The sequence below is a fragment of the Streptomyces corchorusii genome (genome assembly GCF_001514055.1).
Classification (GTDB): Bacteria; Actinomycetota; Actinomycetes; order Streptomycetales; family Streptomycetaceae; genus Streptomyces; species Streptomyces olivaceoviridis.
Window position 1 is genome coordinate 365,140 of sequence record NZ_KQ948353.1, and the last position, 16,198, is coordinate 381,337.

General features: G+C 75.6%; 13 protein-coding genes. 7 read left to right on the forward strand and 6 right to left on the reverse strand.

Translation table 11 applies throughout. The features are described 5' to 3' along the window. Nucleotides 1–21 precede the first annotated feature (21 nt). Entirely contained in the window at nucleotides 22–969 is a 948-nt protein-coding gene (locus AQJ11_RS08840; protein WP_059262488.1) for a lysylphosphatidylglycerol synthase domain-containing protein, read from the reverse strand. Then, complete coding sequence (locus AQJ11_RS08845) at nucleotides 966–2,723, reverse strand: hypothetical protein (RefSeq protein ID WP_059262489.1); 1,758 nt, start codon at nucleotides 2,721–2,723, stop codon at nucleotides 966–968. Before AQJ11_RS08845 ends, AQJ11_RS08840 begins: the two co-directional genes overlap by 4 nt. 173 nt (nucleotides 2,724–2,896) lie before the next feature. Between AQJ11_RS08845 and AQJ11_RS08850 the strand changes: the two genes are divergently transcribed. Next, entirely contained in the window at nucleotides 2,897–3,280 is a 384-nt protein-coding gene (locus tag AQJ11_RS08850) for a BlaI/MecI/CopY family transcriptional regulator (RefSeq protein WP_078611872.1), read from the forward strand. A 24-nt stretch (nucleotides 3,281–3,304) separates the two neighbouring features. Beyond that, complete coding sequence (locus AQJ11_RS08855) at nucleotides 3,305–4,198, forward strand: M56 family metallopeptidase (protein ID WP_059262490.1); 894 nt, start codon at nucleotides 3,305–3,307, stop codon at nucleotides 4,196–4,198. 221 nt (nucleotides 4,199–4,419) lie between these two features. On the opposite strand, the gene AQJ11_RS08860 is transcribed toward AQJ11_RS08855, so the two are convergent. Beyond that, nucleotides 4,420–6,795 carry a glycoside hydrolase family 65 protein gene (locus AQJ11_RS08860; RefSeq protein WP_059262491.1) on the reverse strand — a complete coding sequence of 792 codons (2,376 nt, stop codon included), beginning with the start codon at nucleotides 6,793–6,795 and terminating at the stop codon, nucleotides 4,420–4,422. Further along, nucleotides 6,792–7,532, reverse strand: coding sequence for an HAD family hydrolase (locus tag AQJ11_RS08865; protein WP_059262492.1), 741 nt, complete (start codon nucleotides 7,530–7,532; stop codon nucleotides 6,792–6,794). Before AQJ11_RS08865 ends, AQJ11_RS08860 begins: the two co-directional genes overlap by 4 nt. Nucleotides 7,533–7,617: 85 nt before the next feature. Between AQJ11_RS08865 and AQJ11_RS08870 the strand changes: the two genes are divergently transcribed. The 5 genes from AQJ11_RS08870 to AQJ11_RS08895 all read left to right on the forward strand — a co-directional run bounded on the left by AQJ11_RS08870 (nucleotide 7,618) and on the right by AQJ11_RS08895 (nucleotide 14,859). Beyond that, nucleotides 7,618–8,268 carry a nucleoside/nucleotide kinase family protein gene (locus tag AQJ11_RS08870; RefSeq protein ID WP_058083241.1) on the forward strand — a complete coding sequence of 217 codons (651 nt, stop codon included), beginning with the start codon at nucleotides 7,618–7,620 and terminating at the stop codon, nucleotides 8,266–8,268. Between the two features lie 474 nt (nucleotides 8,269–8,742). After that, the gene (locus tag AQJ11_RS08880) at nucleotides 8,743–10,470 is read left to right on the forward strand and encodes a glycosyltransferase family 39 protein (protein ID WP_059262494.1); all 1,728 of its coding nucleotides are present in this window, start codon (nucleotides 8,743–8,745) and stop codon (nucleotides 10,468–10,470) included. A 78-nt stretch (nucleotides 10,471–10,548) separates the two neighbouring features. Then, nucleotides 10,549–11,466, forward strand: a complete 918-nt coding sequence (locus AQJ11_RS08885) for a MurR/RpiR family transcriptional regulator (protein WP_059262495.1) — start codon at nucleotides 10,549–10,551, stop codon at nucleotides 11,464–11,466. A gap of 444 nt (nucleotides 11,467–11,910) precedes the next feature. After that, nucleotides 11,911–12,291, forward strand: coding sequence for a hypothetical protein (locus AQJ11_RS08890; RefSeq protein WP_014676734.1), 381 nt, complete (start codon nucleotides 11,911–11,913; stop codon nucleotides 12,289–12,291). Between the two features lie 147 nt (nucleotides 12,292–12,438). After that, on the forward strand, nucleotides 12,439–14,859 hold the full coding sequence (locus AQJ11_RS08895; RefSeq protein ID WP_398780663.1) for a SpoIIE family protein phosphatase: 2,421 nt from the start codon (nucleotides 12,439–12,441) through the stop codon (nucleotides 14,857–14,859). A gap of 35 nt (nucleotides 14,860–14,894) precedes the next feature. Here the strand turns inward: AQJ11_RS08895 and AQJ11_RS08900 are convergent, their stop codons facing one another. After that, on the reverse strand, nucleotides 14,895–15,413 hold the full coding sequence (locus AQJ11_RS08900) for a flavin reductase family protein (RefSeq protein WP_059262497.1): 519 nt from the start codon (nucleotides 15,411–15,413) through the stop codon (nucleotides 14,895–14,897). A gap of 82 nt (nucleotides 15,414–15,495) precedes the next feature. Beyond that, complete coding sequence (locus tag AQJ11_RS08905; protein ID WP_059262738.1) at nucleotides 15,496–16,161, reverse strand: peptidoglycan-binding protein; 666 nt, start codon at nucleotides 16,159–16,161, stop codon at nucleotides 15,496–15,498. Between the last annotated feature and the right edge of the window lie 37 nt (nucleotides 16,162–16,198).

Below are 16,198 nucleotides of genomic sequence, written 5' to 3' on the forward strand. Positions count from 1 at the left end.
CCGCGGGAAACTCCCCCGTCCTCACAGGGCCTTGCGGCGCACCAGCACCGCGAGCACCAGCAGGCCGGGGAGCAGCGGCAGCCACACGGTCAGCAGCCGGTAGCCGAGGACGGCGGACGCGGCGGCGGCTGTCGGGGTGCCGGCGGCGGTGAGGGCGAGGGCGAGGGCGGCGTCCAGCGAGCCGAGGCCGCCCGGGGAGGGCAGCAGGGCGGCGGCGCTGCTCGCCGCGAGGTACAGCAGGGCCACCTGGAGCGGCGCGAGCGGCAGATCGACGGCCCGGGTGACGGCGATCAGGACCAGCGCGTGCAGTCCGGCGAAGGCCAGGGAGCCGCCCCACAGGGCCGCGGCGCGGGCCGGGCAGGCGTGCAGCGCGCGGATGTCGGCCACCACGCCGGCGAGCGCTCGCCGGCAGCGCGGCCACCAGGGGGTGGCGAGCGGGGCCGCCGCGAGGGCGACGACACCCAGGGCGACGGCGACCGCCGTCGGGGAGACGTGCGGGAGGCGCAGCAGCCCGGGGCAGGCCGGGGCGAGCAGCGCGATCAGTGCCAGGCGGACGGCGGCGCCCGCGCCGGCCTTGACGGCGAGCGCGCCGGCCGAGCGGCCGGCCGGGAGCCCGCAGCGCGTCAGGAACCGCAGGTTCACCGCGCCCGCGCCGAGCCCCGCGGGCAGCAGGTGGTTGGCGGCGGAGGCGGCGAACTGTGCGGCGACCAGGCGGGGTCCGGGCAGCCGCGCTACGACGGCGCCCTGCTGGGCGAGGGCGGAGGCCGCCCAGGTGCCCGTGGCCGCGGCGGCCCCGACCAGCAGCCAGCCCTGGTCGGCGACCGCCAGCCGCCCGGCGCCGCTCTCGACCGCGGGCCAGTGGCGGTGGGCCAGGTACAGCGCGCCGAGCAGTACGGCGAGACAGGCGCCGGCCTGCCAGCGGGCGCGCCGGCGGCCGAGGGAGGCGGTCAGCCCGGCCGGGGAGGTCATGAGGCGGCGCCCGGTACGACGTAGTAGAGCCGGACCGCGCCGACGGGTACGGACGGCCAGTCGCGGGCGTACCGGGGCGGCGCGGACCCGGCCGGCACGAGCGTGGCGACCGGCGTCCGCCGCGCGGTCCGGGTGATGCCGTCCTCGGTGGTGTTGGCGTTGGGCCCGGAGGTCGCGGCGGAGGCGCAGCCGGCGGCGAAGGCGACGGGGATGGCCTCGTGCCCGGTGACCAGACAGGGCGGTCGTACCCCGCGGCTTCGCATCTCGGCCGCGGTGCGCCCCCAGGCGTCATGCGCGGCGGTGGCGGCGCCGACCACGTGCAGGAGGACGACGAGTTGCACGGCGAGGTGGACGGCGAGACAGGCACAGACCAGCACGAGGGCCAGCGGGCGCCGGGCCGGGTGGGGTGGGGGGAGCTGGCCCGGGGGTGGGGTCGGACACGGGGATCGGTGCGGGGCCGGGCAGGGGGCTGGATCAGGGGCCGGGTCCCGGGTCGGAACGTCGGCCGGGGGCGAGTCCGGGACGGGGTCCACGGTCGGGCGGTCGGCCGTGGCAGGGGCCGAGGGCGGGGTCGAGCCGTGGGACGGGTGTGCGCTCGGGTGCGCGGCGGAACGCCGGCCGGGGCGCGCCGGCAAGCGCCGGGCCGGACGTGACGGCAGGCGTGAAGCCGAGCGCTGGGCCGGGGGGCGCGACCTCGCCGTCAGGTGTGCCAGTGCGTCGGCGACCGGGATCGCGAGGAGGGCGTAGGCGGGGAGCAGGAAGCGGGGTGCCGCGTAGCCGATCAGGAACAGGTAGGGGAACGCGGCGGTCGCCGCGCAGGCGAGCGGCAGCACCGTGGCCGCCCGGCGCCGTCCGCGCCGGGCGACGACCAGCGCGAGGACGGCCAGCACGGGCAGCGCGAACCACCAGAGCGTGACCAGCGGATGCGGCAGGGCGCCGGTGCACGGCCGGCACAGCGTGCGCCCGCCCAGGCCGCGCAGTTGGTCCACGACGGCGAAGTGCCAGCCCAGGCCGCCCTGGATCGCCGAGCCGTCGGACAGCCGGCGCGCCAGACCGCCGTAGCTCGCGTACGCCTCGATCACCCACTCTGCGGCGCCGGCGGCGAGCCCGGCGAGCAGGACGAGCAGGGCCCGCCGGTGGCGGCGTGCCAGGCCGAGGGCGAGCAGCGGCACCGTCGCCCAGACCGCGTCCACCGGCCGCATCCACGCCATGACCGCCGCGCTGCCCGCCAGGCCCCACAGGGCGCCCCGGTCGGTGGGGGCGCGCAGGCAGCAGGCGACGGCGGTCAGGGCGGCGACGGCGACCCAGTAGTTGGGCATGGCCTGCGGGCCGTAGAACAGGGTCACCCAGAGGGAGGCGAACAGGGCGCCGCCGAAGGCGAGGACCCGGACGGGGAACAGTCCCCGCCAGGCGCGCAGGGCCAGGAACAGGGCGAGGCCGGAGAGGAGGGCGAGGTAGATCCGCAACAGGGCCGTGGACGACGACCACGCCGCCACGGGGGCGACCAGCAGGGAGACGCCCCGGGCGCGAGGGGCGCTGAAGAAGGAGGCGGGAGCGTGTCCGCTGACCTGGCTGACGTACACCGTCTCGTCCCAGCCGAGGCCCAGACCGGGGCGCACGAGGACCAGTTGGGCCAGGCTGAAGGCCGCGGCGACGACCGCCGTCGGCCAGACGGCGTGCCCGGAGCCGGCGGACGCGCGGCGCGCGTGCTCGCGGTTCGCCGTGTCGACTGCCGCGTGCGCGCTGCCGGCCATGACCACCCCTCCGTCCCCGTCCCCTACAGCCCGTAGGGCCCACGGTCACCCTACGACCCGTAGGGCCGGAGACGGGAGTAGGGGAAAACACGGACAAACTAACGTGAATTGCCTGACCGTGCCCGCAGGCAGGGCCATCCGGCCGACGGCCCTACGCGCTGTAAGGTTGGGGCATGGCTGGCACAAGGTCCCGCGGCAGAGCGGAGCGGCGCAGCGCCGGGGAGCTGGAGAGCGAGGTGTTGGCCGCCCTCTGGGCCACCGAGCGGCCGCTGACCCCGGCGGAGATCCAGCACGAGATCGGTGGCGGGCTCGCGTACAACACGGTCCATACGATCCTCAAACGGCTGTACGACAAAGGGCTGGTGCTCCGGGACGCCGACGGGCGGCGCGGCGCGTACCGGCCGGCCAAGAACGCGGCCGAACTGACCGCCGAGGCGATGCACGAGGCCCTGGACCGGGGGCCGGACCCGATCGCGGCGCTCCAGCAGTTCGTGACCGGGCTCAGCTCCGAGGAGGAGCGGGCGCTGCGCGAGCTGCTCGCCGGAGACGGCGCGTGAGGCCGGGCTCATGAGGTGCGGCGCATGACGTTCGACGTGTACGCCCCGCTGGCGCTGTCCCTGCTGCTGTCGGCCGTCGCTCCCGTGCTGGCCCGCCGGGCCGCGCCGGCGCTCGCCGCGCGCGTGCTGGCCTCGGCCGCGGTGCTGACGGCGGCGGCCACCACCTGGTCGCTCCTGCTGCTGACCACCGCGCTGCTCGGGGACACGCCGCCGGTGATCCGCGAGGCCCGCGAGGACGGGCACCCGCTGACCGACCCGGTGCCCACGGTGATCGGGCTCGCCGCCTGTCTGGCACTGGCGGCCGTCGCCGTGCGCGTCCACCGGGCCGTGCGCGCCGAGCGGCGCACGCAGCGCGCGCTACGGCGGCTCGGCGCGGGACAGCCGGCGGACACCGAGCTGATCGTCGCCGCCTCGGAGGTGCCGCGGGCGTTCGCGATCCCGGGGCGGCCGGGGCGGATCCTGGTGACCTCCGCGATGCTGAACGCGCTGGGCCCCGCGGAGCGGAGGGTGCTCCTCGCCCACGAACGGGCCCATCTCACGCACCGGCACGGGCTGTTGGTGTCGGCGGTCACGCTCGCGGCGGCGGCCGATCCGCTGCTGGAACCGGTGCGTGCGGCGGTCGCCTTCCTCGTGGAGCGGTGGGCCGACGAGCGGGCGGCGGCCGTCGTCGGGGACCGGCGGGTGACCGCGCGGGCGCTGGCCCGGGCCGCGCTCAGCGCGGGCCGGGCGCGCGTGGGCTGCGCCCTCCACTTCACCGACCGGGCCGTCACCCGCCGGATCGCGGCCCTCCAGACGAACCCGCCGCCGCGTCTGTGGTCCGCGGCCCTTGCCGTCCTCGCGCTCGGCACCCTCCCGGCCCTGCTCGCCGCGGACGCGACCGGCGACCTGCTGCACCTGCTGTCCGGGGCGCTCGACTGAGGAACGCGAGCCGGGCGCGGCGCCGCTCCGCGCACGAGCGGCACCGCTCAGCATGCTGCCGACACCCGGCGACACTCAGCAGCCGCCCGGCACAGAGCCCGAGCCCCACCAGCTCCCGCCACCGTCCGGAACCCGCCCGGCCCGCGGCATGCGTCAGGCGTCGGCCCACGCCCCCGCACCCGGTGCCCTCCTCGCCCCGTTCAGCCGCGGTCGGCAGCCGCTCACCCCCCGAACGCGCCGCCTTCCCCACCGCCCGGCCCCCGGTGCACCGGCTGTTGGGGGGTGGGGCGTCGCGGTGCCGGTGGTACCGCGCGGACGGCCGGGTCGTCGGCGCCGACCGTGAGCGGCTCGCCGTGGTGGCGGAGCGTCAGCGGCGGGCCGTCCAGGAGCGCGTACGTCACCTTGTCCGCGCCGATGTCCACCCGCAGCCGGCGTCCGCGGAACTGGATGGTGAAGGCGATGCGGCGCAGCCGCTCGGGCAGGCGGGGTGCGAACCGCAGCCGGTCGCCGTCGTGCCGCATGCCGCCGAAGCCGGCGACCAGGGCCATCCAGGTGCCGGCGAGGGAGGCGATGTGCAGCCCGTCCCGCGTGTTGTGCTCCAGGTCCTGGAGGTCCATCAGCGCGGCCTCGGCGGTGTAGGCGTAGGCGAGGTCCAGGTGGCCGGTCTGGGCGGCGATGACGGCCTGGCAGCAGGCGGACAGGGAGGAGTCGCGGACGGTCAGCGGCTCGTAGTAGGCGAAGTTCCGGGCGATCTGCTCCTCGTCGCGCTCCTGCTCGAAGTAGTCGGCGCAGGTGTACATGGCCAGCACCAGGTCGGCCTGTTTGACGACCTGCTTGCGGTAGAGGTCGAAGTAGGGGAAGTGGAGCAGCAGCGGGTACTGGTCGGGGCGGGTGCCCTCGAAGTCCCAGCGCTGGTAGCGGGTGAAGCCGGCGTGCTGCTCGTGGACGCGGAGTTCGGCGTTGTAGGGGATGTGCATGGAGTCGGCGGCGTCCCGCCAGGCGGCGCTCTCCTCCTCGTCCACGCCGAGCCGCCGCGCCTGGTCCGGGTGGCGCTCGACGGCGTCGGCGGCGGCGCGCAGGTTCCGGCGGGCCATCAGGTTGGTGTAGGTGTTGTCGTCGGCGACCGCGCTGTACTCGTCGGGGCCGGTGACGCCGTCGAGGTGGAAGACGCCGTGGGTGTCGTGGTGGCCGAGCGAGCGCCACAACCGGGCCGTCTCCACCAGCAGTTCGACGCCGGTCTCCCGCTCGAAGGCGGTGTCGCCGGTGGCCTCCACGTACCGGATGACGGCGTCGGCTATGCCGGCGTTGACGTGGAAGGCGGCGGTGCCGGCCGGCCAGTACGCGGAGCCCTCCGGGCCGGCGATGGTCCGCCAGGGGAACGCGGCGCCGGCGAGCCCGAGTTGGGCCGCGCGTTCGCGGGCCTCGTCCAGGGTGTTGTACCGCCAGCGCAGGGCCTCGGCGACGGCGGCGGGCGCGGTGTGGGTGAGCACCGGCAGCACGAACATCTCGGTGTCCCAGAAGGCGTGCCCGTCGTAGCCGGAGCCGGTGAGTCCCTTGGCGGGGATGGCGCGCTGCTCGGCGCGGGCGCCGGCCTGGAGGACGTGGAACAGCGCGAACCGGACGGCCTGCTGGATCTCCTCGTCGCCCTCCACCTCGACGTCGGCGCGGGCCCAGAAGTCGTCCAGACAGGCCCGCTGGTCGTCGAGCAGGCCCTGCCAGCCGTCGTGTCCGGCGGCGGCGAGCGCGGCGTCGACCTGGTCGGCCATCGCGGGCAGCGACCGGGTGCCGGACCAGCCGTGGGCGACCAGCTTCTCCATCCGCAGGGTCTGTCCGGGTTCCAGTACGGAGGTGACGGTCAGCCGGGCCACGTCGATGCCGCTCTCGCTGCGGCTCGTGGTGCGTTCGGGTCCGGTGACGACGTGGTCGGCGGCCACCGCGACCCTGAGACCGCTGCGCCGGGTGCGGTGCACCAGCCGCAGCCGGTTGCCGGAGGCGAAGCCGTCCTCCTGTTCCAGCGGGGACTTCAGCGCCTTCGCCGCGCGCGGGTCGCCGTCGGGGTCGGGCAGGCTCTCGTTGGCGACCAGTTCGGACTGGATCACCACCCGGCTGCGGCTGCCGACGGCCTCCACCTCGTACGCCACGGCGGCCACCGCGCGCTGGGTCAGCGAGACCAGCCGGGTGGAGCGCACCCGGACCGTGGAGCCGGCCGGGGAGGTCCACTCGCAGGTCCGCTCCAGCACCCCGCGGCGCAGGTCCAGGACGCGTTCGTGGGCGACGAGCCGGCCGTAGCGCAGGTCGAACGGCTCGTCGTCCACCAGCAGCCGGATGATCTTGCCGTTGGTGACGTTGATGACGGTCTGTCCGGACTCCGGGTAGCCGTAGCCGGCCTCCGCGTACGGCAGCGGGTGCACCTCGTGCACGCCGTTGAGGTAGCTGCCGGGCAGGCCGTGCGGTTCGCCCTCGTCCAGGTTGCCGCGCCAGCCGACGTGCCCGTTGGACAGGGCGAACACCGACTCGCTCTGGGCGAGGACGTCGAGGTCGAGGGCGGTCTCCCGGACGGTCCACGGTTCGACGCCGTAGGAGCGGTCGGTGATCACTGCTTGCCTCCCAGTTCGGCCAGGTCCTTGACGACGATGTCGGCGCCGTGCGCGTACAGCGCGTCGGCCTGGCCCACCCGGTCCACGCCGACGACATGGCCGAAGCCGCCCGCGCGGCCGGCGTCCATGCCGGCCAGCGCGTCCTCGAAGACGGCCGCGCGGGACGCCTCGACGCCGAGGTCCCGGGCGGCGGCGAGGAAGGTGTCGGGGTGCGGCTTGCCCGGCAGGTTCCGCTCGGCCGCGACCACGCCGTCGATCCGTACGTCGAAGAAGTGCTCGGCGCCGACCGCGCGCAGCACGTCCCGGCAGTTGGCGCTGGAGGAGACGATCGCGGTGCGCAGCCCCGCGGCGCGGACCGCCTCCAGGTACCGCAGGGTGCCCTCGTAGGCCTCGACCCCGCCGGTGCGGATCTTCTCCAGCAGCAGGTCGTTCTTGCGGTTGCCGAGGCCGTGCACGGTGCGGGCGTCCGGCGGGTCGTCCGGGCCGCCTTCGGGGAGGTGGATGCCGCGTGAGGCGAGGAAGGCGCGGACGCCGTCGGCGCGGGGGCGGCCGTCGACGTACTCGTCGTAGTCGGTGACGGCGTCGAACGGCCGCCCCTGTTCTCCCTCGTAGTCACGCAGGAAGGCGTCGAACGTCTCCTTCCAGGCCGCCGCGTGCACGACGGCGGTCTTGGTGACGACCCCGTCGAGGTCGAAGAGACAGGCCTGGATGGTGTCGGGCAGACCGAGCTGAGTCATATCCGCACTTGTTCCCCGCGAAGCGGCCCTCCAGTGGGTGGCGCACGCCACACTCCTGGCGGACGGGGGATGCCACACTCTCTGTGTGCCGCTGACCTTCGACGATCTCCTCGGCCGTGCCCGCGCCCTGCCCCGGGACGGCCGGCGTGCCCTGCTCGGCATCGCGGGCAGCCCCGGTTCGGGCAAGACGACGCTGGCCGAGCGGCTGGTGGACGCGCTGAACGGCGACGGCCCGCCGTGGGCGGCGCACGTGCCGATGGACGGTTTCCACCTCGCGGACGCCGAGCTGGACCGGCTGGGCCGCCGGGACCGCAAGGGCGCGCCGGACACCTTCGACGCGGCCGGGTACGCGGCGCTGCTGCGGCGGCTGCGTGAGGAGAGCGACGAGGTGGTGTACGCGCCGGGGTTCGAACGGGTGCTGGAGCAGCCGCTCGCGGGCGCGATCCCGGTGCCGCCGCGGGCCCGGCTGGTGGTGACCGAGGGGAACTACCTGCTGCTGCGGGAGGGTTCGTGGGCGCGGGTGCGGCCGTGCCTGGACGAGGTGTGGTTCTGCGAGATCGCCGAGGACGAGCGGATCCGCCGGCTGGTCGCCCGGCACGAGGAGTTCGGCAAGGAGCACGAGGCGGCCGTGGCCTGGGTGCTGGGCTCGGACCAGCGCAACGCCGACCTGGTCGCGACGACACGGCAGTGGGCGGACCTGGTGGTGCCGGCCGGTGTGCTGCGTCCCGTGAGCTGACGAGCCGCCACCGGCCGGCGTGCCGCGTCCGTGAACTGACGTACCGCCGCCGGCCGGCGTGCACCTCCCCGCGAACCGCTGCCCCCCGACCACCGACGTGCCCTTCCCCGCGAACCGCCGCTCCCCCGACGGCCGGCGTACCGCTCCCGCGAACCGCTCCGCCCACGGTCGGCGGGGCCGTGACCCGGTCGCGTTCGTCAGGTCGGCCCGGCCCGCGCGTCCGCCCTCGGCACACACGCCCGAAGCCTGGGCCCTCCCGCCGGTCCTCGCCGCGCCCCGGCCGGCCGGGCGGTTCAAGCCGATCGAGGTGAACTGCGGCGGGCCGCGGGCCGTACCCGTGTACACGGCAGAAGGTCTGCCGGTGCGACTCGTGCGGCGGTGACGGCCGCGGGGGCGGCGGCGGTGCGACGGTAGGGCGGTGATCAGGCCCCCGAGCCCGCCCGCCCCCGCACGGCCCCTTCCGCCGCGGGACGGATGATGACGCGCGAACAGAACCCGGTCCTCACCCCCGCCGCTCCCGCCGCGGTCCCGGTACGGCAGGGCCCGTCGGGGCGGTGGGCCCGGCTGCGCCGGCACCGGCGGTGGCTGCCGCCGGTCCTGGTCGTCCTGCTCCTCGGGCAGATGGCCGCGGCGATGGTCACCACGGCGGTGCAGCAGACCCCCACCATCGACGAGCCGGTGTACGTCGCCACGGCCACCGACTATGTGCGCGAGCACCGGCTGCGGTACAACCCCGAGCATCCGCCGCTCGGGAAGCTGCTGATCGCGGCCGGGGTGGTGGCGGCGGACCCGCACTACGACCCGTCGTACGCCGGCGACCAGGGGCAGGTGGGCCGGCACCTGCTGTACGGGTCGGGCAACGATCCGTGGCGGCTGATGCTGTGGGCGCGGCTGCCGGTGATCGCGCTCACGCTGCTGTCCGGGCTGGTGGTGTTCGCCTTCGCCCGGGACCTGACGGGTACGGCGGGCGGCCTGGTCGCGCTCGCCCTGTACGCGTTCTCACCCGACGTGATCGCGCACGGTTCGCTCGCCACGCTGGACCTGCCGGCGGCCGGGTTCGTCCTGACCGCGGCCTGGCTGGCCTGGCGGGCCCGGCGCCGACCCGTCCGGTACCTGCCGCTCGCGGGGGCGGCGCTGGGCGCGGCCACGGCGACCAGGATGAGCGCCCTGCCCGCGGTACCGGTGCTCATGGCGCTGGCGGCCGTGTCCGCCCTCGCCGCCCACCGCTCCGCCCCGGCCGCGCGGCGGTGGCCCCTGCCCTGGCCCGGGGCACGGCGTCCGGTGGTGTCGGCGCTGGTGGCCGCCGCCGTCGTCGCGGTCGTGGCCCTCGCCGTGGTGTGGGCCGCGTACCTGGTCGTCGACCCCCGGTTGCGGTTCGAACCCGCCGGGCCGGTGCCGGGTGCGCACGGGCCGCGGGCGCGGCTGGTGGAGCTGCTGCCGGTGCCGCCGGCGTACCGGGCGGGGATGCGGGTGCAGTTCGGGCTGGAGGGACAGCCCTGGCAGGGGTATCTGTTCGGGCACCTGTACACCGGCTCGCTCTGGTACTACCTGCCGGCCGCCCTGCTGGTGAAGACCCCGCTCGGGCTGCTGGCGCTGGGCGCGGCCGGTGCCGTCGCGGTGGTGGCGGTACGGCGGCTGCGTCCGGCGGCTCCGTATGTGCTGGTGCCGCCCCTGGTGCTGCTCGCGGCGGCGATGACGGGGTCGCGGGACTTCGGCACCCGGTACGCGCTGTGCGTACCGGTGTTCCTCGCGGTGGCGGCGGCCTGCGTACCGGCCCTCCGGTGGCGGTGGCGCGGGCTCCTGGCCGGCGCCCTGGTGCTGTGGGTGGCGGTGAGTTCGCTGCGGACGTTCCCGTACTACCTGCCGTACGCCAACGAGGCGTTCGGCGGTCCGGCGCACACCCACCGGCTGCTGCACGACTCGAACGTGGACTGGGGCCAGGACCTGGGCCGGCTCGCCGACCGGCTCCGGGAGCGGTACCCGGGCGAGCGGGTGTGGCTGGTGTACAAGGGCAGCGGCGTCCCGGCGTCCTACGGCATCCGGGCGGCGGATCCGCGCACGGTGCCGCCGGAGCGGGTGCACGGGCTGCTGGTGGTGTCGGACTCCGCCGCCGCCAAGGCGCGCGGCCGGCTCGCCAAGCTGCTGGCGAGCAGCCGGCCGGTCGGCGAAGTGGGCCATTCCATCGGCCTGTACCGGCGGTGAGCCCGCCGTCTCAACCCCCTGGTCATGACGGTCGGTGAGCTATGTTGAGTCCTCGTGGCAGACAAAGGAGGCCGACCGGTGCCCTCGCCGCAGCAGGCACGCGCACAGGCATCAGCGATCACGTCGGGCAGGACGGTGCCCGCGGCCGAGGCCGCCCCGACCTCCCGGCTGAGGGAGCTCTTCGACGGCCCGCGTCTGTCGCCGGGACAGCGGCGCATCGCCCAGTACCTGATCGAGCACATCACCGAGGCCGCGTTCCTGTCGATCACCGAGCTCGCCGACCGGGTCGGGGTCAGCCAGCCCTCCGTCACCCGCTTCGCCGCCGCCGTCGGCTTCAGCGGCTACCCGGCGCTGCGCGAGAAGCTCCAGTCGATCGCGCTGAGCAGCCTCGCGGGCGGGCCCGGTGAGGAGAACCGGGCCAACGAGTTGCAGGCGGCCGTGGACGCCGAGATCGAGAACCTGGAGAACCTGCGGCGGGACTTCGCCGACCCCGACCGGGTGATCCACGTCGGCCGCGCGTTGTCCCGCTCCACCCCGCTGACCGTGCTGGGCCTGCGGATCTCGGTGTCGCTCGCCGAGTACTTCGGCTACGCGGCCCGCCGTATCCACCCGGACGTGCGGCTGGTGACCCGCGGCGGCAGCGTGGCCTACGACGCGCTGTTGCAGTCGCGCGAGGCCGGCGGCAGTTGGGTGCTGGCCTTCGCCATGCCCCGGCACTCCCAGGAGACGCTGCACGCCGTCCGGGTGGCGCGCGGCGCGGGTCTGAAGGTCGCCCTGGTGACGGACCTGGCGCTCGGGCCGCTGGCCGACGAGGCCGACGTCACCTTCGCCACCGGCACCGGTTCCCGGCTGGTGTTCGACTCCTACGCCGCGCCCGGGGTGCTGGCCGCGGCGCTGTTGCAGGCCATGACCGACGCCGATCCGGAGCGCACCCAGGCCCGGCTGGAGAAGTACGAGCAGCTCTCCGAGCAGCACCAGTTCTTCCTCAGGGACTGAACCGGGGGCCGGTACGGCCGGTCCTCTCACCCGCTTCGGTCCTCTCACCCGCTTCAGGCATCTCACCCTTCGGGCATCCGTGAAGATCTTGCGGTCATCCGTGCCGTGGACGGGGACGATTCCCCCCATATCGCGCATGAATGTTTTCATACGTCTTGCAAAGCGATCGGCATATATAAATACTGCTCGGCGGGCTCCCTCGCCCACCGCCCCGAGAAAGCCGACGGACCGCCCATGCGCACGCCCCACCGCACGCAGCGCCGGTCCCCCGCGCCCGGGGCCCGCTTACGGACACCCCCTGCCGCCGTTCCCTACCCACGTCGGCGCCCGGGGTGGACCGGGGCGCGTCGTCTGCGCGACGCGCCCGTGGCGGCCCCGGTCATCCCCTAGACCGGGGCCGCCCCGAACCCGTCGACCACCCTCCGACGCCGCACACCGGAAGCGATGAACATGCCCCTGACCAGCACGCGCATCAGCCCAGACTGGCCCTGTCAGGTCAAGACGCCGGGTTCGTACGACTGGGAGCGCTCGGCCGCCAAGTGGCTGCGCGAGCTGATCCCCGCGCGCTACGCCAGCTACCCGGCGCTCATCCGGCACCCGGTCCTGCTGGCCCGGCACGCGCAGATCCAGGTGCAGCAGGAGATCCGGGTCGCGCGGACCGCCCTCCAGACCGCGCGGGCCGAACTGCCCGTGCTCGGACTGCCCGAATCGGTGATCGAGCACACGATCAAGCTGTACGCGGCGGAGGTGTTGCAGTTGCAGCACATCGCGCGCAGCGTCCGCGTGGTCAGCGAGGCGCTGGCCGCCCGCGTCACAGTCCGCTGACCTGGTCAGGCCGCTCCCCCACCCTTCCGTCCCCGCTCCCTCGCCCTGCCCTGCCCAGGTGCCTCCCCCACCGCTTCCGGAGCCGTCGACCGTGTCCACCGGTCGTGTGAATCCCGACCCGGCAGACGAGTGATCGAACGGGCCCGGATGTGCCATGCTCATCGCGTGACGAGCGAGCCCCTGCCTCCGGTGGACGGCGGAACCGGCGCCGACCTCGCGGCGCTGGCCAAGGTCGTGGCCCGGCAGCGCGCCGAACTGGAACGGCTGCGGGACGTGGCCGCCACCTCCGCGGTCCTGGAGCGGGCCAAGGGCGTGCTGATGGCCGTCACTTCCTGTACCCCGGACGCCGCCCACCAGGAGCTGGTCCGGCGCGCCAAGGACGGCAACCGCACCCTCCTCGAACAGTGCTGGCTCACCCTGGGCGCCCTGCCGCCCCGGCAGCAGGCCGCGACGCCTCCGGCCCCGGCCACCGCCGTCCGCTCCTGGGAGAGCGTGCCCGCCGGCTCCACGGACCTGACCGGCGCCCTGGCGCACATCGGCCGCGACCTGCTCCGGGTCGGCTCGCCGCACGAGCTGGCCGGATGCCTGCTGGACCACCTCGCGTCCGCGGTGGGCGCCGACGCCGTGATGCTGTACGAGCGGCCGCCCGAGGGCGGACTCGCACTGATCGGGTACGCCGGCGTCGACCCCACCCTCGCCGGCCAGTGGCGCCGGCTCCCCCCGGTGACCAGCGTGGCCGCGCTGGAAGCCCTGGAGTCCGGGGAGCCGTGCTGGCTGGAGGACACCGCCCTGGACCGCACCCGGTACCTGCTCATCGGCGATCCGCCGCAGCGGTGGCCCACCCGGGCCTGGCTGCCCGTGCCGGCCGGGGACACCGCGTGCGTCGCCCTCGGGGTGCTCCGCCGGCGCCGCGAGCCGTTCACACGGCGCGAGCGGGAGCTGCTGCGGGCCGTGGCCCGGCTGTGCGCGGGCCGGCTGCGGGCCTTCGACGACCCGCGCGGCGGCGCGTCCGGGGACATCTCCCAGACCGTGCAGGCGGTGTTCGACGCGCTGCCGGGCGCGACGATCCTGCTGACCCCGCTGCGCGCCCCCTCCGGCGAGGTGGAGGACTACCTCATCGACGCCGCCACCGCGGGGGCGGTCGACGTGTTCGGCCGCACCGGCCGCGACATGGTCGGCAGGCGTGTCCTGGAGAGCTATCCGTCGGTCGCGGGCGAACCGCTGTGGCGCGGCTACCTCCAGGCCCTGGAGACGGGAGTCCCCTTCGAGGGCGAGCCGTTCGCCTACCAGGACGTGGTCGGCGAGGTGCCCGTGACCGCCACCTACACGGTGCGGGCCGCTCCGCTGGGCGAGCGCCTGGTGGTGACCTGGCTGCGGCACGACCCGGTGGAGCGCCAGGAGCAGCGCCTGGCCGACGTGCAGCGGCTCGGCAACCTCGGCTGGGCGAACTGGAACCTGATCACCCAGGAGACCTCCTGGGCCACGCAGACGTACGCCGTGCTCGGCCTGCGCCCCGGGCAGCGGCCGGTCCGCCTGGAGGAGCTGCCCGACCTGGTACTGCCCGACGACACCGGGCCGCTGGCCCACGCGATCGCCGAACTCGTCTCCCGCGGCCACCCCTTCGACGTCCCGTTCCGCATCGAGACGCCCGAGGGGGTCCGGCATCTGCGGATGGTCGCCGAGGCCGCCACCACGCCCGACGGCACCCCGGTCGAGGTGCACGGCTTCGTCCAGGACCTCACCGCGCAGCGCAGCGCGGAACTCGCGCTGGTCGAGAGCGAGCGCGCGATGCTGCTCCAGCGCGGCATCCTCCAGGCCGAACGGGCCCTGGCGACCCGGCTCCAGCACGCCCTGCTGCCGCTGCCCAGCAAACCGGTGCGGCTGGCCGGGCTGCGCGTCGAGGTCGCCTACCTGCCCGCGCAGGCCGGCATCCACGTCGGCGGGGACTGGTTCAGCGCCATCGAACTGCCCGACTACGACGCGCTGTTCGTGGTCGGCGACGTGGCGGGCCACGGCATCGACGCGGTGGCCACCATGGCCCAGCTCAGGTTCACCGCGAAGGGCATGGTCAGCACCGGCTCCTCGCTCACCGGGGCGCTGGCGCGGCTCAACCAGCTCCTGCTGCACTCCCGCGACAGCCAGATCAGCGCCACCATGGTCCTCGCCCGCTACGACCCCGACCAGCACGTCCTCGCCTGGGCGCAGGCGGGGCACCCGCCGCCGCTGCTGGTGCGCCGGGGCGAGGTCCGCTTCCTCGACCGGCCCGGCGGCATGCTGCTCGGCGCGACGGCCGCCCCCGCCTACGAGTCGCGGGAGCTGCGCCTGGAACCCGGCGACCGGCTGCTGCTCTACACCGACGGCCTGGTCGAACGCCCAGGCGAGGGCCTGGACGCGGGCTTCGCCCGGCTGGCCGAGGCGGTGCGCGCCCACGGCCGCGGCGAGTCCGGGTCCCTGGACGCGCTGCTCGCGGCGATGCTGGCGGACGAGCGGCGCGACGACGTGTGCGTGCTCGACATCCGGATGCCCCTGGAGGACGTGCAGGACGCCGCGGAGGCCGCGGACGGCTGACGGCGCGCGTCCGGACCGGTCCGGGCCGGGCGGGCTCAGTCCACGGGATGGCCGGCGTCGATGGTGACGGCGTCGGACAGGCGCAGCAGGGGGCCGCCGCGGCCCTCGCCCCACTCGACGGGGTCGAGCACGAAGCCGACGTGGTCGCCGCCGTCGGTGCGCTGGAGGATGGCACCGACGAACCAGGCCGCCGTGTCCTCCAGGACGGCGGTGCCGCCCCGCCCCTCCCGCCAGGCGAGCCCCGCGAACTTGTCGACCTCGTCGCCCGTCTCGCCACCGAAGAGTTCCGCCAGGTCCCGCTGGTCGCGGGTGAGCAGATGGACGGCGAGGAACTGCGCGGCCCGGGCGACCCGGTAGGTCCGGTTGGCCTTGGACAGCCACACGGCGAACCGGGGCGGGTGCATGGAGCACTGCGAGGCGAAGCCGACCAGGCAACCGGCGCGCCTGCCGCTCGCCGCGGCGGTCACCACGCACATGTCCGGGTCCAGCCGGTCGAAGAAGCCGTCCAGGTCCGGTCGCGCCTGCCGGCCCCGCATGCCGCTCTCGTCCGCCATGCCGCTCCGCTCCCGTCCGCCGCCGCCCGGTGCCCCGGCCCGCGCGGGCCGCGCGGTGGTCCCCGTGTGCCCGGTGTGCCGCTCATGAATCGTCGCCGACGCCGGTGCGGGACTCCAGCGCGCGGCGCGTGTCGTTCCCGTACACACCCGTCTCGTCGCCGCTGACGCCGTACCAGAGCTGGAAGCGGGCCACGGCCTCGGTGAGGGTGGTGTCGTAGGTGCCGCTGGTGGAGCCGTCGCGGTAGACGTCCGGGACGCGCAGCAGGCGTTGTTGCAGGTCGGCGACCTCGGGCCCGGTGTCGCCCTGGCGGAGGGTGCCGGGGCCGTCGGGGTCGGGCGCGGTGGCGGGGGCCGCGGGTCCGGCCGGCGTGGTGGGGGCCGGCGGGCCGCCCGGCGCGGTGGCGGGCGGTGCGGTCGTGACCGGCGGGGTCGGGCGGGCGGTCGCGGCGGCCTGCTGACGGCCGGGCAGGAGCAGGGCGCAGCCGAAGCCGACGAGGGCCGCCGCCACGACGGCCGCGGCCACGGCGGCCCGGCGCGGGCCCGCGCCCGGGCCCGGGGCACCCGAGGGGGGAGGCAGCGAGGCGGGTACGGGCGGGAGCTCCCGGGTGTCGTCCTCGGGGGTCACCGGATCGGGCCGGATCTCCCGCATGAGTTCCGCGAGGGCGTCGAAGCGGCGTAGGCGTACGACCCGGACGGGCTCCAGGACCGGTCCGGGCGGCGGCTGTTCGGGGTCGGGCGGTGTCGGCACCTGGTTCTCCTTCCGTCCTGCGGACGAGGGCGGGGCT

Excerpts from the sequence above, each read along its gene's own strand:
- AQJ11_RS08895 (WP_398780663.1), top strand. The coding sequence starts at position 12,439 with ATGTGCCATGCTCATCGCGTGACGAGCGAGCCCCTGCCTCCGGTGGAC.
- AQJ11_RS08865 (WP_059262492.1), bottom strand. The coding sequence starts at position 7,532 with ATGACTCAGCTCGGTCTGCCCGACACCATCCAGGCCTGTCTCTTCGAC.
- AQJ11_RS08850 (WP_078611872.1), top strand. The coding sequence starts at position 2,897 with ATGGCTGGCACAAGGTCCCGCGGCAGAGCGGAGCGGCGCAGCGCCGGG.
- AQJ11_RS08890 (WP_014676734.1), top strand. The coding sequence starts at position 11,911 with ATGAACATGCCCCTGACCAGCACGCGCATCAGCCCAGACTGGCCCTGT.
- AQJ11_RS08880 (WP_059262494.1), top strand. The coding sequence starts at position 8,743 with ATGATGACGCGCGAACAGAACCCGGTCCTCACCCCCGCCGCTCCCGCC.
- AQJ11_RS08840 (WP_059262488.1), bottom strand. The coding sequence starts at position 969 with ATGACCTCCCCGGCCGGGCTGACCGCCTCCCTCGGCCGCCGGCGCGCC.
- AQJ11_RS08900 (WP_059262497.1), bottom strand. The coding sequence starts at position 15,413 with ATGGCGGACGAGAGCGGCATGCGGGGCCGGCAGGCGCGACCGGACCTG.
- AQJ11_RS08855 (WP_059262490.1), top strand. The coding sequence starts at position 3,305 with ATGACGTTCGACGTGTACGCCCCGCTGGCGCTGTCCCTGCTGCTGTCG.
- AQJ11_RS08845 (WP_059262489.1), bottom strand. The coding sequence starts at position 2,723 with ATGGCCGGCAGCGCGCACGCGGCAGTCGACACGGCGAACCGCGAGCAC.